This window comes from Pseudomonas sp. Sample_22 (assembly GCF_004307635.1).
Classification (GTDB): Bacteria; Pseudomonadota; Gammaproteobacteria; order Pseudomonadales; family Pseudomonadaceae; genus Aquipseudomonas.
The window spans coordinates 163-22353 of record NZ_RCNY01000043.1 but is presented as its reverse complement, the minus strand read 5'-3'; the positions used below and the strand labels follow the sequence as shown (position 1 = coordinate 22353).

At 60.4% G+C, this 22191-nt stretch carries 20 protein-coding genes; 13 read left to right on the top strand and 7 right to left on the bottom strand.

The features are described 5' to 3' along the window. The 12 genes from D8U73_RS10990 to D8U73_RS29150 all read left to right on the top strand — a co-directional run. Positions 1 to 903, top strand: a 903-nt coding sequence (locus D8U73_RS10990) for a DUF3300 domain-containing protein (protein ID WP_130904459.1), incomplete at its 5' end; no start/stop codon positions are given. Positions 904 to 929: 26 nt separating this feature from the next. After that, the gene (locus tag D8U73_RS10985; protein ID WP_130904461.1) at positions 930 to 1850 is read left to right on the top strand and encodes a DUF2950 domain-containing protein; all 921 of its coding nucleotides are present in this window, start codon (positions 930 to 932) and stop codon (positions 1848 to 1850) included. Between the two features lie 116 nt (positions 1851 to 1966). After that, the gene (locus D8U73_RS10980; RefSeq protein ID WP_130904458.1) at positions 1967 to 3265 is read left to right on the top strand and encodes a sialidase family protein; all 1299 of its coding nucleotides are present in this window, start codon (positions 1967 to 1969) and stop codon (positions 3263 to 3265) included. After that, complete coding sequence (locus D8U73_RS10975) at positions 3262 to 3879, top strand: hypothetical protein (RefSeq protein ID WP_130904457.1); 618 nt, start codon at positions 3262 to 3264, stop codon at positions 3877 to 3879. The genes D8U73_RS10980 and D8U73_RS10975 overlap by 4 nt, the downstream gene beginning before the upstream one ends. A 32-nt stretch (positions 3880 to 3911) precedes the next feature. Next, positions 3912 to 5948, top strand: a complete 2037-nt coding sequence (locus tag D8U73_RS10970; protein ID WP_130904456.1) for an LTA synthase family protein — start codon at positions 3912 to 3914, stop codon at positions 5946 to 5948. Between the two features lie 122 nt (positions 5949 to 6070). Continuing rightward, positions 6071 to 7243, top strand: a complete 1173-nt coding sequence (locus tag D8U73_RS10965; RefSeq protein WP_177434358.1) for a GGDEF domain-containing protein — start codon at positions 6071 to 6073, stop codon at positions 7241 to 7243. A gap of 193 nt (positions 7244 to 7436) precedes the next feature. Further along, positions 7437 to 8810, top strand: coding sequence for a glutamine synthetase family protein (locus tag D8U73_RS10960; protein WP_130904455.1), 1374 nt, complete (start codon positions 7437 to 7439; stop codon positions 8808 to 8810). A 7-nt stretch (positions 8811 to 8817) separates the two neighbouring features. Next, on the top strand, positions 8818 to 10209 hold the full coding sequence (locus tag D8U73_RS10955) for an aldehyde dehydrogenase family protein (RefSeq protein ID WP_130904454.1): 1392 nt from the start codon (positions 8818 to 8820) through the stop codon (positions 10207 to 10209). 3 nt (positions 10210 to 10212) lie between these two features. Next, entirely contained in the window at positions 10213 to 11373 is a 1161-nt protein-coding gene (locus D8U73_RS10950) for an iron-containing alcohol dehydrogenase (RefSeq protein ID WP_130904453.1), read from the top strand. 88 nt (positions 11374 to 11461) lie between these two features. Continuing rightward, positions 11462 to 13027, top strand: coding sequence for an amino acid permease (locus D8U73_RS10945; RefSeq protein ID WP_130904452.1), 1566 nt, complete (start codon positions 11462 to 11464; stop codon positions 13025 to 13027). After that, a complete protein-coding gene (locus D8U73_RS10940; protein ID WP_241667771.1) occupies positions 13027 to 13650 on the top strand; it encodes a DUF4157 domain-containing protein in 624 nt (207 codons plus the stop codon). Before D8U73_RS10945 ends, D8U73_RS10940 begins: the two co-directional genes overlap by 1 nt. Before the next feature lie 93 nt (positions 13651 to 13743). Beyond that, entirely contained in the window at positions 13744 to 13884 is a 141-nt protein-coding gene (locus D8U73_RS29150; RefSeq protein WP_177434356.1) for a hypothetical protein, read from the top strand. Positions 13885 to 13888: 4 nt separating this feature from the next. Here the strand turns inward: D8U73_RS29150 and D8U73_RS10935 are convergent, their stop codons facing one another. From D8U73_RS10935 to D8U73_RS10905, 7 genes are all read right to left on the bottom strand, one after another. Then, complete coding sequence (locus D8U73_RS10935; protein ID WP_130904451.1) at positions 13889 to 15010, bottom strand: carboxylate-amine ligase; 1122 nt, start codon at positions 15008 to 15010, stop codon at positions 13889 to 13891. Positions 15011 to 15024: 14 nt separating this feature from the next. Then, on the bottom strand, positions 15025 to 15969 hold the full coding sequence (locus D8U73_RS10930) for a class I SAM-dependent methyltransferase (protein ID WP_130904450.1): 945 nt from the start codon (positions 15967 to 15969) through the stop codon (positions 15025 to 15027). A gap of 17 nt (positions 15970 to 15986) precedes the next feature. Beyond that, on the bottom strand, positions 15987 to 17369 hold the full coding sequence (locus D8U73_RS10925; RefSeq protein WP_130904449.1) for an iron-containing redox enzyme family protein: 1383 nt from the start codon (positions 17367 to 17369) through the stop codon (positions 15987 to 15989). Between the two features lie 353 nt (positions 17370 to 17722). Next, entirely contained in the window at positions 17723 to 17965 is a 243-nt protein-coding gene (locus tag D8U73_RS10920) for a hypothetical protein (RefSeq protein WP_056856608.1), read from the bottom strand. A 106-nt stretch (positions 17966 to 18071) separates the two neighbouring features. Next, the gene (locus D8U73_RS10915) at positions 18072 to 19115 is read right to left on the bottom strand and encodes a nitronate monooxygenase (RefSeq protein ID WP_130904448.1); all 1044 of its coding nucleotides are present in this window, start codon (positions 19113 to 19115) and stop codon (positions 18072 to 18074) included. Between the two features lie 34 nt (positions 19116 to 19149). After that, positions 19150 to 19539 carry a tautomerase family protein gene (locus D8U73_RS10910; protein WP_130904447.1) on the bottom strand — a complete coding sequence of 130 codons (390 nt, stop codon included), beginning with the start codon at positions 19537 to 19539 and terminating at the stop codon, positions 19150 to 19152. Between the two features lie 109 nt (positions 19540 to 19648). After that, a complete protein-coding gene (locus tag D8U73_RS10905) occupies positions 19649 to 21166 on the bottom strand; it encodes a CoA-acylating methylmalonate-semialdehyde dehydrogenase (RefSeq protein WP_130904446.1) in 1518 nt (505 codons plus the stop codon). Positions 21167 to 21728: 562 nt separating this feature from the next. Here D8U73_RS10905 and D8U73_RS10900 point away from each other — a divergent pair. Continuing rightward, positions 21729 to 22088 carry a DUF6124 family protein gene (locus D8U73_RS10900; RefSeq protein ID WP_056856612.1) on the top strand — a complete coding sequence of 120 codons (360 nt, stop codon included), beginning with the start codon at positions 21729 to 21731 and terminating at the stop codon, positions 22086 to 22088. Positions 22089 to 22191: the final 103 nt, after the last annotated feature.

The following is a 22191-nucleotide window of genomic DNA, read 5'->3' as shown; positions in this document are numbered from 1 at the left end:
GCCCCGGCCAGCAGCACGTCCACCATCATCATTCAGCCTGCCGATCCACAGGTCGTGTACGTGCCCACGTATAACCCGACAACCACTTACGGCACCTGGGCCTATCCAGCGTCGCCTCCCGTGTACTACCCGCCACCACCGGCCTATTACCCCGGTTCGGCATTGATGGCTGGACTGGCGTTCGGCACCGGTGTGGCGATCATCGGTTCGTTGTGGGGTGATTGCGACTGGAACGACAACGACATCGACATCGATGTCGACCGCTATAACAACATCAATCGCAATAACCAGATCACCAATAACAAGTGGCAACACAACGCCGTTCACCGCGATGGGGTGCCTTACCGGGACAGCCGCAGCCGTGAACAATACGGCCGCCAACTGAGCGGTGCGAATCAGCGTGATGCCTATCGAGGCGACAACGCGCAACGCGCCCAGGCACGTGAAAAAGCCCGTAGCTCAATGGACAGACACGGTATCGAACGCCCCGCCACCAGCAATCGCGAAGCCCGCGATCAAGCCCGCCGAGCCCAGTCGGACAACATAGCCGGCAACCGCATGCAGTCCGGCGCAGACCGACCAAGAACGTCTGACAGAGCCCAGAACACCGCCAGGAATACTCGGGAGAATCAACAGCCCCGTAGAGACGCCGGCCAGGTCAATCAGCGTTCACAAGACCGTTCACAAGTGCGCCAGACGGCGCAGAACAGACCGGCCGCCAGTGCAGGCAGTGCCCGCAACAACGCATTTGCTGGCGCACGTTCACCGTCTCAGAGCAATGTACAAGCGGCTCGTGGCCGAGCCAGCCAGGCATCTGCCATGCGCCCCAGCGCAGCGCGGTCTGCCGGCCACCAGATCAGTCGGCCATCCGCACCAGCGCGTCAAAGGGGGGGCCGCCGTTGAAAAACCATCGTCGCGTAAAGGCCTTCATGGGCTTGTTGCCACATGTCCTGGCAATCACCACCGGCGTTGTCTGGTCGTGCATGGCTATGGCACAGCAAGCGTTTCCCACACCCGAAAAAGCCGCGCAAGCATTCGTCGAAGCACTGGGCACGGAACACGCCGATCAGGCGCGCCTGACAGAACTGCTCGGTGACGACTGGCGCAGTTACATCCCGCGTGAAGGCGTACAACGCAGTGACGTGGATGCGTTCCTCAAGCAGTATCACGAGCAACACAGCATTGAAAAAACCAACGAGCGCAAGGCGCACCTGGCCGTTGGCAGAGATCACTGGACGCTGCCTATTCCCATGATCAAGAACGCCAAGGGTTGGCATTTCGATCTCAAGGCTGGCAGCGGGGAAATCCGCGCACGCCGAATCGGCCGCAACGAACTGGCCGCCGTGCAATCGGTGCTGACGTACCACGACGCCCAGATGGACTACGCCTCAGTCGATCTCGATGGTGATGGCGCCCTCGAATACGCGCAGAAGATCTTCAGCACTCCCGGCCAGCACGACGGCCTCTATTGGGATGACGACGACAGCGGCCAGATCAGCCCGCTGGGGCCGTTGTTCGGCAAAACCATTGCTGGCGAAGACTGGCACGGCTACAACTTCCGCATCCTCGATGGCCAAGGCCCCTCCGCACCGGGTGGCGCCTACAGTTATCTCATTGGCGACAAGATGAGCCGAGGCTTTGCCCTGATTGCCTGGCCGGCGAAATACGATGACACCGGGGTCATGAGTTTCATGATCAGCCATGATGGCCAGGTGTTTGAAAAGGACCTCGGACCCGGGGGCGAGAAATTGGCAAGAGCGATGAAGCGCTTTGATCCGGATGACAGCTGGAAGGAAGTGACCGACGATCAGGAGCAGATCGGATCCACCGCTGCTCAAGGCCTCCACTAGCGTCCTAGAGCCTCCAACACATCTACTTACAAATGAGTGGCTCGCTGAAATCCTGATCGCCTACTACAACTGATAGGTTATCGCGCTTTATTGGGCCAAGAGATGCCTAGCCTTATATGCGCATCAAACTTCCCGGTGTCCCTGCCGTCGGTGCTTATTTCGCACTGGTGTGCCTCTTTGCGACCGCATGGTTCCTCAACCCTGCCAGTACTCATTCTTCTTTTGCCCTGATGAAACCGGCGATGGCGGTGGCCAATCAGGTCGCCAAACCCATCTACACCAGCCGTTTTGCCTCGTCCGGGCTGGTCGACTTCGTGCATTCCTCGGCCGTCACCGCTTTGCCTGACGGCAGCCTGATGACCGCCTGGTTCGCCGGCTCGCGCGAAGGCGCAGCCGATGTAGAGGTGCGTTCCGCCCGTTTCGACGCGAAAACCGGTGAGTGGGGTGAAGAGCAAGTCTTGGCCACACGCCATTCAACCCAACAAGGCACCCAACGCTATATTCGTAAACTGGGCAATCCGGTGATCGCCCTGGCGCCGGATAATCGTCTGTGGCTGTTCTATGTCTCCGTGTCCATGGGCGGTTGGGCCGGCAGCGCGGTCAACGTGATGGTGTCTGACGACTTCGGTAGACAGTGGTCCGCTCCGCGCCAACTGATCACGTCGCCCTTCTTGAACATCAGCACGCTGGTCCGCTCGGCGCCGGTATTTCATGCCGACGGCTCGATTGGTTTGCCGGTCTATCACGAGTTCCTGGGCAAGTTTGCCGAATACCTCTACCTGAGCGCAGACGGCGATGTGATCGACAAGTACCGCATCAGCCACGGCAAGAATTCATTGCAGCCGACGGTGGTCCCGCTCGATGGACAGCGCGGTATCGCCTTGTTGCGATATGCCGGCAACACCCATCACCGTGTACTCGCCACCCGCACTGAAGATGCCGGACAAACCTGGAGTGAGCCTTATCCGCTCGACCCATCGAACCCCAACTCTTCGCTGGCGGCCGTGGCGACACCCGAGCACGGCTTGCTGGTAGCACTCAATGACCTGCAGGAGGGTCGTTTCAAGCTGAGTCTGTATGGCACCGATGCCAAGATGGACGACTGGCGCTCGTTGCGCGACCTGGACAAATCACCTGACCCAGCGGGGGCTCCGTTTTCGCCGCAGGCCTACAAGGAAATCATCGGCAAGGAATTTCGCGGTTCCAGCGGCGCCCTGCGCCAACCGTTGGAGGCCAAGTTCCTGAGCAATCTCGACACCCGTGTCTGTTCCCCCCTGGGATGCGAGTTTGAATACGAATACCCCTATTTCATCCGCAGTCCCGACGGTATGTATCACTTGGTCTACTCCTGGAACAACACCTTCATCAAGCACGTTACTTTCAACGACGCGTGGCTGTCCGAGCGTCTCAAATGATCAATCTCTGGCAAGCCCACGTCAGCTTCGCGATGATCATTTTTCTCTTGTTGCCATCGTTCGGTTTAAACCGCCATGGGCGGATCGCCCTGCTGGTGGCCTTGTTGGCCGCCAGTTTCATCCCGCTGGACGGGCTGTCACTGGCCGTGTACTTGCGCAGCCACATCGATGACCTGGCGATCACCACATTGGTATTCATGGCATGGGGCTGCTTGCGCCGGCTCGAGATACTGCCGCCTGCGCAGCAGAACAAGACCGGCGTATTGATCCTGTTCGCGGTGTTGGGGCTGGTGCTGTATCCGGCGACACTGGGGCTCAGTGATCTGGACCCTTACCGTTTCGGCTACAGCCCGCGACCTATGCTGGTTTTCTTCGCGCTGCTCACACTGAGCCTGTATTACCTGCGCAACCCTCTGGCCGTGGCGATGCTGGCCAGCGCAACCCTGGCCTTCATCGCCGGGATAAAACCTTCGCAAAACTACTGGGACTACCTGGTTGATCCGCTGCTGGGTCTGTACTGCTGCGCTGCACTTGTGCTGCTTTTCACGCGCGGACTGTATGGCCGCCTGAACAAGTGGCGAGTTCCGGCACGCAACGTATCCCGGTCTCATTAAGCTTCGACGACATTATTAACAGGGGAACATGGATGGGTTGGCTGCAATCGAGACGTCTGCACTACTGGCTGGGCGCCACAGCGATACTGTTTGCGCTGTTTGCCCTGCTACGGGTGATGTTCTTTTCCGGCTTCTCCGGGTTCGACGCCAAAGCGCTGTCCGGCGACGATGCCGTCCTTGAAACCTTGGGCATCGGCTTTCGCTTCGATCTGCGCCTGGCCATCCTGGTGATGCTGCCGCTGGCCCTGCTGGCCTGGATTCCGCGCTGGAACCTCATCGGCAGTCGCCTGCTGCGCTGGGTCGCACGCCTGTATATCGTGCTGGCGCTGGGTGCCCTGCTGCTGATCTACATCATCGATTTTGGGCACTACGCGTACCTGGGCATGCGAATCAATGCCACCGTTCTGCGCTTTATCGAAGACGCACAAATCTCCCGTGACATGGTCTGGCAGACCTATCCGGTGGTGTGGATTACCCTGGGCTGGCTCGTCACGCTGGCACTGGTGACACTGGCCCTGGTTCGTCTGGAACGCGTGACGCTGGACCGCGACCGCAAATCGATCCACCCGCTCTCTGCCACATGGGGCGGTGCGGTGATGGTGGTATTGGTATTGCTGGGCATTCTGGGGCGTGTCGAGAACATGAACCTGGAGAACCCCGTCCCGCTGCGCTGGAGCGATGCCTTTTTCTCGGGCAACAACCAGATCGCCGCCCTGGGGCTGAATCCGGTGATTTTCCTCTATGACACGGTCAAGGTTGGCCAGTCCCGCTATGACGAAGCGCAGGTGCGTGAACACTATTCGGTCATGGCCAACTATCTGGGGGTCGATCAGCCTGACCCGCAATCGCTGAATTTCGTCCGCCACCAGGCACCTCAGCCCTACAAGGTAGCGGGGTCACGACCGCCAAACGTGATGTTCGTCATGCTTGAGTCCCTGGGCACCAGCGCGGTCGGTGCCTATGGCAACCCGATCAATCCGACCCCCAACATCGATCGCCTGGCCACCCAGAGCTGGTTCTTCAAACACTTCTACGTGCCGGTGACCGGCACCGCCAAAACCGTTTGGGCCAGCATTACCGGGGTGCCTGACGTCACGCGTCAGGAAACCGCGACACGCAACCCGTTGATCACCAGGCAGCACTCAGTGATCAACGCCTTCACCGACTACGAGAAGATCTACACCATCGGCGGCAACTCCGGCTGGGCCAATATGAATGCCTTGATTCGCCAGAGCATCGACGGTGTTCGCCTGTTTGAGGAGCGTGACTGGAAATCGCCGGTGGTGGACGTCTGGGGCATTTCCGATCTGGACCTGTTCAAGGAAACCGACCGGATCCTGCAAGCGCTGCCCAAGGACAAACCGTTTTTCGCCTATGTGCAGACGGCCGGTAACCATCGTCCTTTCACCATTCCCAAAAGCAATGATGGATTCGAGGTCAAGCACCCTACCCTCGAAGAAGTCCAGGCCGCTGGCTCGCGCAGTGTCGAGCAATACAACGCCGTGCGCCTGCTGGACTTCAACATCGGACGCCTGATGGAAATCGCCAAAGCCGGCGGTTACTACGACAACACCATTTTCGTGCTGTTTGGCGACCACAACACCCGTATCGCGCAGATCCCTTACCTGGCCCCCGCTTATGAGCAGTTGGGTCTGGAAAGCAACGCCGTGCCCATGATCATCCACGCCCCGGGTCTGCTCGGCTCGCGCAAGGTCGAGGAAGCGGTGGGCCTGGTGGACTTGCTGCCGACCGTGGCAGGCATGGCCGGTCTTGAGTTCCGCAACGGCGGCATGGGGCGTGACATCCAGCAGCCGGCGCCCGAAGGTGAGCGCGTGGTACCACTGGTATTGCGTGAGGGAACGTTCCCGTTGATTGCTGGCGTAACTCAACATTACATGGTGCAGATGGAACACGACGGCAGCTCGCCAACACTCCACGACCTGGCCTCGATGACCCCCACGGACAACGTCGCCGAACAGAATCCGGAAGAATTCAAACGCCTGGTGCAGCTGACCCGCGGCATGCATGAAACCTCGCGCTTGATGCTCTTTCAAAACGTGCGGGAGTAACCCTCCAAACCCTGTGGGAGGGGGCAAGCCCGCTCCCACAGTGGCTTTATGCCATGCACAAAAAACCGCTGCAAACGCTTACAATCCCGCCTTTTGACCGTAAACAGAAAGGCAGCAAGGCTATGGCGCTCGACCCACCCACGATGTTGACCCTCTCGATTGCCCTGGCAGCGGCCGCCGCGCTGTACCTGGCGGTCGAGTGGCGGAGCATCCGGGAGCCCTCGCTGCTGTTCTGGAGCGCAGGCTTCGCGACAATCACTGTGGGCTCGACCCTCGCCTTGCTGCGTGGCATAGGGCTGTTGCTGGTCGGCATCTGGTTCGCCAACGGACTGTTGGTGGTGGCCCACTGGTTTTTCCTGCTGGGTGTGGCGCACTTTACCCAGGCGCGCCTGTCCCGTGCCTGGTATTTGATGTTCGTCGTCTGGCTGGCGCTGCTGTTGTTGCCGGATGAGCCGTCGTGGTCAAAGATCATGTTGCTGGCCAATTCACTGCTGGTCGCCCTGCTCTCGCTCCGGGCCAGTTTCCTGTTGCGCCCCCACGGCAAGTCATTGAGTGTGGGGGCAGGTCAGCTGCGGTATGTGCTGCTGGGTCATGGCCTGTTCTATCTCATCAAATCAATGACGGCGGTGGTACCGGGCACGCTGATAGATCTCGCGGCTTTTCGTGGCGAGATCATTCAGATATCCCTGGTCGAGGGCGTGATGGCAATCATGCTGATCGCGCTGTCGATGACCGGAACCGAGCGATACCGGCGTGAGAAGCACATCTCAAGTCTGGCCGAACGCGACCCGCTGACCGCTTTGTACAATCGCCGCGCCCTGGAGGTGCGGGCTCCGCGCCTGTTACGCGACGTTTCCAGCGCTCGACCAGGCGCCCTGCTGCTGATCGATATCGACAACTTCAAACCGGTCAACGACCTGTTTGGCCACACCGCTGGCGACAAACTGCTGGTTGCACTGAGCGAGATGATCCGTTCGGTAGTGCCCAAAGACGCCCTTGCAGCACGGCTGGGCGGTGACGAGTTCCTCATCCTGTTCAACAACGCCTCCAACGAACGAATCGTGGCGATGGGCAATGCGTTGCGTGAGCAGTTCCACAGCGCGGCGGTGCAGTCATTCAGCACGCCGCAAGCCGTGACCCTGAGCATCGGCGCCAGTCTGTTCGACCAGCCGCCGAGCAGTCTGGCGGCATTGATCGAGCAAGGCGACGCCGCACTTTACGAATCCAAGCGTGGTGGACGCGACAGTATCCGTCTGGTGGATCGGACGCTGGCAAGTCCTGGAGTTGTGCGTTGATGAAGTGTTTGCACTGGCCTGGGCGGCCATCCCGCAAAATCTGCACGGCTGAGAACTTGCGAAAAGCGACAGTAGGCTAAGCTTAGGATCAGCTTATTGCCCACGATGCTCGCGGCGGCAGTTGTTGGAATTTCTGGAGAGCGTCTGCAACAGCTATCTCAGACAGTTTCAGACAATGCGCAGGATTGCCGTGATGACCGAGCCATTCCTCAGTTTTGACGAACTCAAGCGTGCTGCCCTTTCCGGCGAGATCGATACCGTGCTGGTGTGCATGGTCGACATGCAGGGACGGCTGGTGGGCAAGCGATTCCAGGTCGAATTTTTCATCGACAGTGGCCATGAAGAAACCCACTGCTGCAACTACCTGCTGGCCGACGACATCGACATGGAGCCGGTGCCAGGCTACGCCGCTGCCAGTTGGAGCAAAGGCTACGGCGACTTTGTCCTCAAACCCGACATGCGTACCTTGCGCAAGGTGCCGTGGCTGGAATGCACGGCGCTGGTGCTGTGCGATGTGCTCGACCATCACCACCGGCAAGACTTGCCCCACAGCCCAAGGGCAATCCTGAAAAAACAGGTCGAGCGCCTGCGTGAGCGCGGCTATGTCGGCATGTTCGCTTCCGAGCTTGAGTTCTACCTGTTCGATGAAAGTTACGAGGCCATCCACAAGCGCAACTACCACAAGCCGAAAACCGCCGGGCATTACATCGAGGATTACAACATCCTGCAGACCACCCGTGAAGAGCCGGTGCTTCGGGCGATTCGCAAGCATCTGCAAGCCTCGGGCATTCCCGTGGAAAACTCCAAGGGTGAATGGGGGCCTGGCCAGGAAGAGATCAACATCCGCTACGCCGACGCCATGACCATGGCCGACCATCACGTCATCATCAAGCACGCCTGCAAAGAGATCGCCCAGTTACAGGGCAAGGCGATAACGTTCATGGCCAAATGGCGTTATGACGCCGCTGGCTCCAGCAGCCACATCCATAATTCGCTGTGGGACAAGAACGGCAAAAAACCGCTGTTCTACGACCCCAAGGCCGAGTTCGGCATGTCCAAGCTGATGCGTTCATGGGTGGCCGGGCAGCTCAAGTACGCCAATGACATCACCTGTTTTCTCGCGCCGTACATCAACTCCTACAAGCGCTTTCAGGCCGGCACCTTCGCCCCGACCCGCGCGGTATGGAGCCGCGACAACCGCACCGCCGGTTTCCGTCTATGCGCCGAAAGCAGCAAATCGATCCGCATCGAATGCCGCATCGGCGGCGCCGACCTCAACCCATATCTGGCCTTCGCCGCACTGATCGCCGCGGGGCTGGCCGGAATCGACGAAAAGCTCACCCTCGATCCACCTTTCGAAGGCGATGCCTACGTCGATGAACAGCTGCCTGAAGTGTCCAAGACCCTGCGTGAAGCCAGTGCCGCACTCAAGGGCTCGAGCATGTTGCGCGAAGCGTTCGGTGATGAGGTGGTCGAGCATTACGTGCACACCGCCGAATGGGAACAGAAAGAGTACGACCGGCGGATCACCGACTGGGAGCTGCAGCGCGGTTTCGAGCGCTATTGAGATCGACATGACTTCGACTATTGAACTCGTTTCACCGGTCGATGGCCGGGTTTACGCTGAACGCCAAGCTGTCGATGCGGAACAACTCGAGCAGGCACTGGCGGCAGCCGCAATCGCCCAGGCGCAGTGGAAACGTCGGCCACTGAACGAACGTGCGGCTTTTTGCAGTGCTGCGGTGGACGCAATGCTGGCCATGAAAGACCAGATCGTCCCGGAACTGGCCTGGCAAATGGGCCGGCCGGTACGCTTCGGCGCGGGAGAACTGCGCGGTTTCGAAGAACGCGCGCGGTATATGATCGCCATTGCGCCTGAAGCTCTGGCAATGGTCGAACCGGCGCCGATCAATGGTTTTCGCCGGCATATCAAGCGTGAACCGCTGGGCACGGTGCTGGTGGTCGCACCGTGGAATTATCCGTACCTGACCGCGGTGAATACGGTCATCCCGGCGCTGATGGCGGGCAACGCCGTCATCCTCAAACATGCCTCGCAAACGCTGCTGGTCGGTGAACGGTTCGCCGAGGCTTTCCGCCGCGCCAATCTGCCAGAAGGCGTGTTCCAGAACCTCTTGCTCGATCATGCCCAGACCGCCGCAATCATTGCTTCTGCACGTGTGCAACAGGTGAATTTCACCGGCTCGGTGGACGCCGGCAAGGCCATGGAAAGCGCCGCCAGCGGAAGGTTTCTCGGCATGGGCCTGGAACTCGGCGGCAAAGACCCCGCCTACGTCCGGGCAGACGCCAATCTTGAGCATGCCGTGGAAAACCTGGTGGACGGCAGCTTTTTCAACTCCGGACAGAGTTGCTGCGCGGTGGAGCGCATCTACGTCGATCAATCAATTTACTCAGCGTTTGTCGAGCGCTTCGTGGAGTTGACCCGCCAATACGTACTGGGCAATCCGCTGGACGAGGCCACCACCCTCGGTCCGCTGGTGACACCCGGCGCGGCGTTTTTTGTCCGTGGCCAGATCGCCGAGGCCGTGGCCCAGGGTGCAAAGGCGTTGATCGATCCGCAGGCATTTGCCGCCGATGTGCCGGGCAGCGCCTACCTCGCGCCGCAGGTGTTGGTCGATGTCACCCATCAGATGTCGGTCATGCGTGATGAAAGTTTCGGTCCGGTGGTCGGCATCATGCCGGTGGCCAGCGATGACGAAGCGATTGCCTTGATGAATGACAGTGAGTTCGGCCTCAGCGCGTCGATCTGGACCCGCGATCTCGCCGCGGCCGAACACCTGGGCGATGCCATCGACACGGGCACTGTGTTCATGAATCGCTGCGATTACCTGGACCCCGCCCTGGCCTGGACCGGGGTGAAGAACAGTGGGCGCGGCGTGACCCTGTCGCGCTTGGGCTATGAACACCTGACCCGCGCCAAATCCTTCCATTTGCGCCACGAGATCTGAGCCATGAGCCTGACTGGAAACTGGAACTACCCCACCAGCATTCGCTTCGGTGTCGGCCGCATCAGCGAGCTGGCCGAAGTCTGTCGCAGCCAGGGCATCGAGCGACCGCTGCTGGTCACCGACAGTGGCCTGGGGCGGGCGCCGATCACTACTGCCGCGCTGGATGCCTTACGCGACGCCGGGCTGGGCGCTGCGCTTTTTTGCGACCTCAAGCCCAACCCGGTCGAAGCGAATCTGGCCGGCGGGCTCGATGCCTGGCGCGCGGGCAACCATGACGGTGTAGTCGCCTTTGGCGGCGGCAGCGGCCTGGACATGGGCAAGCTGATTGCGTTCATGAGCGGTCAAACGCGCCCAGTCTGGGATTTCGAGGACATCGGCGACTACTGGACCCGCGCCGATGAAAGCCGGATTGCCCCGGTCATCGCGGTGCCGACCACCGCTGGCACGGGCTCCGAAGTGGGTCGTGCGGCGGTGATCATCGACGATCGCAGCCACACCAAGCGCATCATCTTTCACCCGAAAATGATGCCACGCGTGGTCATCAGTGACCCGGCCCTGACCGTCGGCATGCCGGCCAAAGTCACTGCCGGCACCGGCATGGATGCATTGGCGCACTGCCTCGAGTCGTACTGCGCGCCCGGTTTTCACCCGATGGCCGATGGCATTGCAGTGGAAGGCATGCGCCTGGTGGCGAACGCTCTGGTGCGCGCCGTGCACATGCCTTCCGATCTGGATGCACGGGGGCAAATGCTGGCCGCGGCAGCGATGGGCGCCACGGCGTTCCAGAAAGGGCTTGGCGGGATGCACGCCCTCGCCCATCCAATCGGCGCTCTTTACGATACTCACCACGGCATGACCAATGCGACGCTGATGCCGTATGTGTTGAAGTTCAATCGCCCGGCCATCGAGGAGCGCATCTCGCGCCTGGCGGCTTACCTGCACCTGCCCTCCCCGGGCTTCGACAGCTTCATGGCCTTCGTCCTCAAACTGCGCAAGGACATTGCCGTCCCGCACACGCTGTTTGAGCTGGGCGTGGACGACAAGCAGGCCGAGCTGATTGCAGACATGGCCGTTGTCGACCCTTCGGCGGGCGGTAATCCGTTGCCGCTGACACGGGACGGCGCGTCACAGATTTTCGCAGCGGCATATCACGGCCGTCTGTAGGAGCGAGCCTGCTCGCTCCTACAGAAAACCAGGTCGAGCCTACGGCGGCTCAGTTCGGCCTGTCTCAAAACCTGAAGGGGCACACGACATGAACCCAGCAAGCCAGCCCGGCACCGATGCGCCGCACGACGATGACATCAAGGTGCTGCACAGCATGGGCTATGCCCAGCAGCTCTCGCGACGGATGGGCGTTTTCTCCAACTTTGCGATTTCCTTTTCGATCATCTGCATTCTCTCCGGCGGCATCAACTCACTCGCCCAGGGCACCTCGGGCGCAGGCGGTGCCTCGATCGGCATCGGCTGGCCGATCGGCTGCCTGATTTCCGGGGTGTTCGCCCTCGCCATGGCGCAGATTTCCTCGGCCTACCCCACCGCAGGCGGCCTGTATCACTGGGGCTCGATTCTCGGCAACCGCTTCACCGGCTGGCTCACGGCCTGGTTCAACCTGCTGGGTCTGGTGACGGTGCTTGGCGCGATCAACGTCGGCACTTATTACTTTTTCTTCGGTGCCTTCGGTCCGGCATTGGGCATGGAGGACACCACCACGACCCGGGTGATTTTCCTGGCGATCCTCACCGGCCTCCAGGCCTTGTGCAATCACCTGGGAATCGGCTTGACCGCGAGACTTACCGACTTCTCCGGCTACCTGATTTTCGCAACCGCACTGGCGCTGACCATCGTCTGCCTGATTTCGGCGCCCAGTTACGAATTCGCCCGGCTGGTGACGTTCGGCAACTATTCCGGCGAGGCTGGCGGCAACGTCTGGCCATCGGTGTCCAATGGCTGGGTGTTCATGCTCGGCCTGCTGTTGCCGATCTACACCATCACCGGCTATGACGCCTCCGCGCACACTTCCGAAGAGACCCGCAATGCCGCCCTGTCCGTTCCAAGAGGCATGGTCATGTCAGTGGTCTGGTCGCTGTTGTTCGGTTGGGTGATGCTCAGCTCATTCGTGCTGATGCTGCCGAATCTGGACGAGGCGGCGAGCAAAGGCTGGGGCGTGTTTTTCTGGGCCATGGACACTCAAGTCAACCCGACTTTGAAGCTTGCGTTGTACGTGGCGATCTTCATCTCGCAGGTGCTCTGCGGCTTGGCCACGGTGACCTCGGTGTCGCGGATGATCTTCGCCTTTTCCCGCGACGGTGGCCTGCCCTTCTCCAAAGCCCTGTCGTCGGTGTCGCCTACATTTCGCAGCCCGGTAGCCGCCATCTGGACCGGGGCGACGCTCGCCGTATTGTTCGACTGGGGCTCATCGGTGATTTCGGTCGGTGAGACACCGGTCTACACCATCGTTGTGTCCTGCACGGTGATCTTCCTGTTCTTCTCGTTCATCATTCCCATCGTGCTGGGCCTGTTTGCCTACGGCACCTCGAAATGGCCAACCATGGGGCCATGGAACATGGGGCGCTTCTGGTACACGGTGTTCGCCTTGCTGTCGGTGCTTTCGATGGTGATCATTTTTGTCATCGGCATTCAGCCACCCAACGATTGGGCGCTGTACATCACCATCGGTTTCCTGGTGCTGACGGCCATCGTCTGGTTCGGCTTTGAGGCCCGACGCTTTCAAGGGCCGCCGGTGGGGGATGTCATCCTCAAGCGCCAGGCAGAAATCGCCGCGGCTGAAGCGGCGTTGAACAGGCAATCAAAAAGCTGATGCCACAATCGCTTGTGGGTCGAATTGCCCGGTCAGCGCTGCTGCTGTTTTGCGTCGGCGCTCCCTGCGCTGCGATCGCCTGCCCGGCCGGGCAATATCAGGTCTGCGTGGTCGCTTGTTTTTGTGCCCCGGGCGCCGAGGGGGAGCTAGGGACTGTCTTCGAAAACATGAACCAGATGGCGGCCGCCGGGCTGGAGAACTGGATCGTGCAATCGCGCGATACCGCCGCCATGGGTGACGTGCAGACTATCCCGCTGAATATCCGGGCGCAGCTCGAACCCTACTACGACCTTCAGGTGCTCGATGCCGTCCGCTATAAAGTCGGCGATGACGTAGAGCTGAATGCCGCACACACCATGCTGCAGAATCCCGATATAAACGCCGTCACGCTCGTCGATATCATCGTCTTTCGCAGCGCCGACGATGCGCAGAACAATGTCGCGCTGTGGGCCCATGAGCTCAAGCACGTGCAGCAGTATCAGCAATGGGGCGTTCACGAGTTTGCCAGTCGTTACACCCGTGATTACAACGCCGTCGAAGCGCCTGCCTACGAGATTCAAACCCGCGTAAGCCGAGACCTGCGAACCGGCACAACACCAACGGAGTCTGCGCGCTCACCTTGAACGGCCAGCGACGTCCATCGGAAACCTGCCGAGGTTTCTCGAACTCGCGCACATGCGCCGCTTCCAATGGGTATATCACTGGAGGCGCGCGCCATGAACGATGAAGACCGAAACACCGCAGACCACGAGGATGAATCGACACCCCCCGCGGCACCCGAGACGGCGGAACAGGAAGACGAGGCGTTGCGTCGAAAAATTGATGAGATTGAACGCAAAGTGGCGGACGGCAACTGATCGATCAGCCCGCCGTTTCCTCGAGTAGATGGTCAACCACCGCTTGCAGGCTGCGCTGTGGGTCAGGCTCCTGGGCGCTGGCCCTGGCGTGGCAAGCCAGCTGACGCGTGGCGCTGTTGCCATTGAGCAACAGTGCTTTGGCCTGCTCGAATATCTGCGGTTCGCCGATCTGCTCGGCCGTTTCGGCAAATAGCATTTGTGCCCGTTGCAACCACTGGCCGGCACTCAGCGCTGTGCCTTCGGCATCGACAACAAAGCGCCCTTCCGATCCGTGTCGCTTGGCCTGCCAGCGGTTCTCCTCAAGTAGCCAGCGGGATGTTGCATCATGGCCGGCGCCGGGGTTGGCGCAGGTGATGGCGAACGCCACCATCACCCGGAACAGATTCGCCAACAGCAACGCATCAGCGAGTCGCGAGCAAGCATCGGTCATGCGCAGCTCCAGCGTTGGGTAGCGGCTCGCCGGGCGCAACCCCCACCAGCCATTGCCACCCTGTTCAATCGCGCCAATGCGCTGCATTAGTGCCAAATAACGCTGATATTCACGCTCGTTCTCGAAGTGCTCCGGGATGCCCATGCGTGGCCAGCCGTCGCAGACCACCTGGCGATAACTCATGAAACCGCTGGCAGCCCCCTGCCAAAACGGTGAAGAACAACTGAGCATGAGCAACAGCGGCAACCACGGGCTCACTTCGTTCATCACGGCAATCCGGTCGATGCCTTCGGGGATTTCAACATGCACGTGCAAGCCACACAGGACGCTGCGTTGCGCCACCGTTTGATATTCGGCAAACAGCTGAGCGAAGTGCGGCAACGGGGTGGCGCGCTGATCGCGCCAAAACGCCAAGGGATGAGAGCCTGCGCAGAGCAACCCCAATCCGTGGCCGCTCAATGCCCGGTTCAGGCGCGTGCGAACACCGTGGAGATAGTCAGCCGCCTCGGCGGTCGAGGTGAAGATCGGCGACGCCACTTCAATTTGGCCCTGGAACATTTCATAGGCAAACCCTTTGCCGACGGCTTCCCGGCATTCGACCAGCAGCGGGTGAGCGGGCTCGGCAAGCATCTGCCGGGTGGTCAGGTCAGTGAGGAAGTATTCTTCTTCAATGCCGAAACGTGGCCCGCGCTTCATGTCGACAGTTCCGCTCAGTGCCGACGGGTCACGGTCAATGCCACGACGGCGATGCGCTCCACGCGTTCATAACCGGGTTTGAGCAGCTCCTCGCCAAACACGTCCGGGTCCAGCTCTCGATAGGTCCAGCCGACGGCATGACCAGCCAGCAACGCCTGTATGACTTCGAGAAACGGATCTTGCCCGTCAACCATCGCCACACCGGTGTACAGCAGCAAACTGCCGCCCTTGTGCAGTCGCGGCAACGATTCACGAACAATGCGCAGCGACAAGGCTTCGCCCAGAGCGCCGCCGCCATGGCGATAGGCGCGATGCTGGCTGTCGTTCATGTAAGGCGGATTGGCAATGATCAAGTCGAATTCACCTTCGACGCTGCCGAGGATATCGCTCTGGTACACGCTGACGTTGTCGACCCCGGCCAGCTCGGCATTGACGGCCGACAAGCGCAGCGCTCGCGGGTTGATGTCCACCGCCAACACCTCGGCCTGCGGATGAGCGTGAGCAATCACCAACGCGCCGACCCCGGCCCCGCAACCAATGTCCACGGCCCGGCGCACAGGCTCGAAACGCTGCTGCAAATGCGCGTCGATCAATTGCGCAAAACGGTAGCTGTCCGGGCCGAAAAATACCGCGTCGGCTTGCGTGGTCGGGTACGCCGAATGGGCAAACAACCCACCCTCCAGGCTCGACCAACGCACGGTGCTGCGCCACAGCGGGCCTTGCCGCTCAACGATCTCCGCTTGCTCCAGCCCTGCCAGGACGTCTCGTGGAAATAGCGTGTGATCAAACGGCATCGACCAGCCGAAGACATCCCGCAGGTTTTTCGCCAGCGGCGGAGAAAAGCGTTGATATACGCGCTCATGGGTCAACGGCGTTGGGGTGATGAAGCGATAGTCTTCACTGAGCAAATGTCTGCCGAGCTCAAGCAGGGCTCGATCGGCAATTTGTTGTTTCGACATGCAAGTCTCTCCTGGGCTCAGCGCAAGCGGGCTACCGAATCGATAAAACGCCGGGTAGCGTAGAGCCCCGCCGGACGAAAATGCCGCTGGGCCGAGAGCCAAGGGATCAGCGTTTGAAGCTGTTGCTGCGGCGACTTATCACTCAGGGCACTGCGCAACGCGACGAGTTCCGGGTCGTGCGCTTCGCTTGCCTCGCAGGCGTCACCGTTGGCTTGGTCCCGGGGTATCGGCCTGGGCCGCTGCTCGTCCTGCCAGTTGCCGGCAATCCAGTCGCGCAGCAATTGTTTTTCATAACCACTGAACACCCCGAACATGGCGGCCGTGTTGCCTTCGATCAGGCGCCAGAACCGGCTGTCTTGCGGCGACTGGTTGCGCTTGATCCAGCCCTTGCGCTGCAAGGCATCGAGAAACTCGCCGATCTGGCCCGGCGTCGCCAGCCACTGATTGACGGTCTTGCCTTCAATCTGACAAAAGTCGGAGTGCATGTGCTGGCCAAAACAGCGTTTACGCTCGAGCATGCCAACCACTTCCTGTTGCAAATCGAACCCGGCAATCACCGACGTCGAGCCAATGCCCAAATCATTCAAGCGATAGCCCACGGCGACACGCCGGAAGAACTCGTCGCGGCCCTCGTCCATGGGCAACAATTCCAGCAATGACTGCACAGCCTTGTGGCCATGGCCGCTGCTGGAATTGTCGATGGTCACATGCAACGTGAAGTAATACGGATCGATGCCCAACTCGCGCAACTCATAAGCGCTGATCAGCAGGTGCAACGGCAATTGCTCATAGCCGAGGTTGTAGCCGATGACTTCCGGCATGAACGCCGTGCTGCATTGTCCCAGTGCCAATTGAATCGTGCCTTGCAGGAAACACTCATCCGACAGCCCCTGTTTATCGCCGCAGTCGTGGGCGGCCAGCAGATTGCGGTAGATCACCACATGATTTTGCCGAGGATCACCCCTGCCAAGTTCCTCCAGATACGTGTTCAGCAATCCGTCGTAACGCACGTCTTGCCAATGTTCCAGCACACCGGCCAGCCAAGCGCCGTCGACCTCTTTGGTCGGTGCTACGCATTGCAGGAAATACAAGGCATGAGCCTTGTTTGAAAAATATCGGCGCGCCCCACCCTGCTTGCGCTCTTCGAGGTAAGCGGCATAGTCCCGCGCCACTGCCGAGCACCGCTCTTGTGCCCACGATGGCAACTGCTCCGTCGTTTCGGGCAGGTCACAAGGCAATTCGGCGGCGCGGGCCAGTTGCTGGCGCAGGAAAATCTCTGCCTGCTGCCTGGCATCAGGCGCATTGGCGTAGAGCAGTTCGTACAACGCTCGATAGCGCCCGGCGGCGACGGGGCCTGAAAGCGCTGAAGGTGAGCTGGACAAGGGTTCGAACAAAGTCATGGGCATTTCTCTCCTGGGCAGTGCATTTGGCTGTGCCCCTGACATCAGGTGCCGACAACACGAAACGCTCGCTCGTTGAATAGAAGATTTAGCCCTGAACGGAAAATTCAATCGGCTTGCAGGAGAGCGGGACCGGTGGCATGTGCCGCGCCAAAAAAGCCCGGTTCACAAACCTGCGCTGTTCACTTGAGGACGAACACACGTGGCGAGGGAGCTTGCTCCCGCTGGGGCGCGAAGCGGCCCTAAAAGGGACTGCTGCGCAGCGGGACGGTGCGGCGATCCGACAAGCTCCCTCGCCACGGGTGTTCGTCCTCATGTGAACAGCATCAGGTTCATAGACCGGACTCCTGTCGTCAACGCCTGTCGTCCGACAGCGGGGATTGCTCATCCGCTTCGGGAACGTCCCTGGGCGGCTCGTTCCAATCCTCCGGCCGCTGGTCCTCTTCGCGGTCAGGCTGTGTCAGCGGATCGTACTTGCCCGGGTCGTTTGGATTGGGCAGCGAATCGTCGCTGCCAGGCTCAGGTTTGGAAGGAACAGAGCCTTGTGGCTTGTTCGGATCTTGCATGTTTTCCTGGAAACTCGAGTCGCTGGTCATAACCCACCTCACAACAGGGGTCCGGACTTTCCGGGCCGTACTCTTGTGAGACAGGCAAAGGGAATGACGTGCGATCGAGTGGACGAGCGGCCTGCTCCGGGCTGCGCTACATCTCTGCCGCCAGCAACTTGACCAAGGCCGCCGCCGGCATCTCCCGCGCCAACGGCGCGCCCTGCCCGGCCCACTGCACGGCGAATTCGCTATTGGCCTTGGCGGCTGCCGCCGCGTTGAGCGCCTTGTTGGCGTCGTAGGCAATCGGATAATCGGGCAAGGCCGGGGCATTGGCCTCGAGGCTGGTGAAATTGCGATTGACCATGCCCCGGGCAGGTCGGCCGGAAATGACGCTGGTGACTCGAGTCAAATGGGCGCGAGGGCTTTTGAGGGCTTCGCGATAGGCAACGTTGGCCGAGGATTCGGGACACAGGATGAACGCCGTACCCAATTGCACGGCACTGGCGCCCAGTTGCATGACCGCGGTGATCCCCGCGCCGTCCATAATCCCGCCCGCGGCGATCACTGGCAGCCGGCAGGCCTCGGTCAGCACGCGCACCAGGGCGAACGTGCCCATCTCGCTGTCCTGCTGCGGGTCGAACACCCCACGATGCCCGCCTGCTTCATAACCTTGCGCCACCAGCACGTGCACCCCGGCATGCTCCGCAACTTGCGCTTCGGCCAGGCTGGTTACAGAACACAACAGCACGATGCCGGCGTCCTTGAGCGCATCGATGGCCGATTGCGCCGGCAAGCCGAAATGGAAACTGACCACCGCCGGTTTTTCTTCCAGGAGCATGTTCAGCATGCCAGGGTCTTCGACGAACGAGGTGTAGATCTCGCGCAGTGCCGTTGGCACAGCGACATCGAACTCAGCGAAGAACGGTGCGAGAAACTTCAGCCACTGCGCTTCACGCGCAGCGTCATGAATGGCCGGTGCGTGACAGAACAGATTCACGTTAAAGGGTTTGTCGGTCAGTGCAGCCGTCTCACGCAACATGGCCCGGGCCTGTTCGACATTGCTTGCCCCGATGCCAATAGAGCCGAGCCCACCGGCATTCGACACCGCCGCAGCGAGTTTGGGCGTGGAGACGCCGACCATCGGCGACTGAATGATCGGCAATTCAATGTTCAACAGTGACAACAGAGGATTGGACATGGCGGCACCTGAATGTGATGAGTGAACGCGAACCCTAGAGCTCGCCGGTCAAAAACTGCGCGCGCCCCCCTCCGAACGACCAATCCGCATCGCTGTTTTCCACCAGCGAGACGATCAGATCGTCCGGAGAAAGGTCGCAATCGACTTGCAGTCGTTCGGCCAGCAAGCGGTAAAACGTGACTTTCTGCGCCTGCGTGCGCGGCCGTGAAATCACCGTCAACAACACCACGTTGGCCGAGCGCGGGTACCCCAATCCGGTGTCATGCAGGATCAGTTCTTGCGCACTGTGTTGCGTGACGCTTTGGTAGCGATCACTGAACGGCACATCGAACGCCTCGACCATGGCCTGGTGTGCCGCATCCAGCAACGTGCGCAACTGTTGATCGTCGCGCCCGCGGACAATGTCGAACTTGAGCATTGGCATTTCGATTCACCCTGGTAAAAAAATGGGAGCGAAGAGCTCGCCCCCCGGGACAAAAGAATGGCGTACAAGCCCGCGCCAGCACGCCTTCCAAACCCGAAAGCGTCAAAGTCTATTTGGAGGTGGGCATGGCAAACTCGGCGCCCTTGGCAATGCTGTTCGGCCAGCGCTGCATCACCGATTTCTGCTTGGTGTAAAACCGCACGCCTTCTTCGCCATATGCATGCATGTCACCGAACAGCGAGCGCTTCCAGCCGCCGAAACCGTGCCAGGCCATCGGCACCGGAATCGGCACGTTGATGCCGACCATGCCCACCTGAATGCGGGTGGCGAATTCACGGGCGATGTGGCCGTCACGGGTATAGCAAGCGGTGCCGTTGCCGAATTCATGGGCATTGACCAGGTCCACCGCCTCGGCAAAGTCCTTGACGCGCATGCACGCCAGCACCGGGCCGAAGATTTCCTCTTTATAGATTTTCATCTCGGGGGTGACATGGTCGAAAATCGTGCCGCCCAGCCAGAAGCCTTCGGCACAACCGGCACCGGCCTGCGAGCCATCAAAGCCACGACCGTCGACCAGCATTTCGGCGCCTTCGGCAATGCCCTGTTCGATGTAACCGGTGATGCGCTGCAAGGCGGCAGCCGACACGATCGGCCCCATTTCAGCCGCCAGGTTCATGCCTTCCAGAATCTTCAAGTTGCGGGTGCGTTCCACCAGTTTCGGCATGACCTTGTCGGCCACATCGCCGACAAACACCGCCACCGAAATCGCCATGCAGCGCTCGCCGGCCGAACCGAAGGCTGCGCCAATCAGCGCATCGACCACCTGATCGATATCGGCGTCGGGCATCACCACCATGTGGTTCTTCGCCCCGCCCAGTGCCTGCACACGCTTGCCATGACGGGCGCCGGTTTCGTAGATGTAGTTGGCAATCGGCGTCGAGCCGACAAAGCTCACGGCTTGGACTTGCGGGTGATCAAGCAGTGCATCCACGGCTTCTTTATCGCCCTGCACCACGTTGAACACGCCGTCGGGCAACCCGGCTTCCTTGAACAGTTCAGCAATCAGCAGCGAGGGCGAAGGATCGATCGGGCTCGGCTTGAGCACGAAGGTGTTGCCGCAAGCGATGGCCACCGGGAACATCCACATCGGCACCATCACCGGGAAATTGAACGGCGTGACACCGGCCACCACGCCCAGGGCCTGGCGCACGGTCCAGTTGTCGATGTTGGTGGAGACTTGCTCGGTGTAGTCGCCCTTGAGCAGTTGCGGAATGCCGCAGGCGAACTCGACCACTTCGATACCGCGCGTGACTTCGCCCTGGGCATCGGTGAACACCTTGCCATGCTCCGCGGTAATCATCCGCGCCAGGGTGTCACGGTGCTCGTTGAGCAGCGCCAGAAACTTGAACATGATGCGCGCACGACGCAGCGGCGGCGTCGCCGACCAGGCGGGAAACGCCGCCGCGGCTGACTGAACCGCTGCGTCGACTTCAGAAACATTGGCCAGGGCCACGTGGCCGACCACCGCACCGGTGGCCGGATTGGTGACGTTCTGCGCGCGCCCGGAAGTACCCGGCACTGCGCGGCCGTGAATGTAATGTGCGATGTCTACTGGCTGGTTGCTCATGGCGGGTGTCCCCTGCTGGTGGATAAGAGCCATCTCTTTTTGTTGTTCTGCAAAGTGCCAGGCGCAGCGTCGGCGCGGCTGGTAGAGCCAAAGTAGGCCAGCCGCTGGATCATGTAAAATGATGATTAATGATCTTGTGGATCAGAAATGGTGAACGTAGATTCGCAGCGTTTACGGGGGATGAGCGCTTGCCTCTGTTCATTAAACATTCGGTGAGCACGCGTGTTTAAAGGCGTAGGCGGTTACTGGATGAGAGCTACAAAACCTTGCGTCATTGCCTACGGGTACGCCAGAATCCGCCGGCTTGTGCGCCCTGGGTCCGCTCGGTAACTTGATTCGCGTCACTGCTCATCAGTGATCGGGTTTAGTCGCTCGATGGTTTCACGAGGCGCATCTGCTTCCAGATAGTCAGGTCATTTCATGCCTGCACTTCATGGTAGCTGTGCGCAGGGCGCCTTCGGGCGCGCCGGATTCGTGACTCCCCGGTCGACTAACCTGCGTACAGCTGCCACCCCTTGTTTAGTCGCAAGTCGGTGACGGCTCCACAATTCTGGAGTCCGAAATGATCAAACCTACGCCGAACCCGCCAGACACCGATCCAACCTCCCCGTACGAACCCGACTCAACAAAACTCAACGAAGCCGCCGAACGCGCCCTCGACTTCCACTTCCCCTCGACCGCCGACATCAAAGCCACACCGCGCACCGTCAGCACATTGTTCACCGTCGACCCCGAAGTCACCACCGAAACCCTGATGGTGTACCTGGTGGAAACACTGGCCTCGGTCGATGTCATGGTCCACCAACTGGTCGATCATCTGGAGGGCGGAGATCGCAATGCCCTGCTGGGCATCTCCAACAGCGTGATGCTGGCAGAGATCACCGCGAACCGAGTGCTGGACCAAATCGACCCACCGGAATAACACAAGCCCAACTGACAACCAGGTCAGCTGTCAGGCCGCCTCGCTTTGGCTTTGGCTTTGGCTTTGGCTTTGGCTTTGGCTTTGGCTTTGGCTTTGGCTTTGG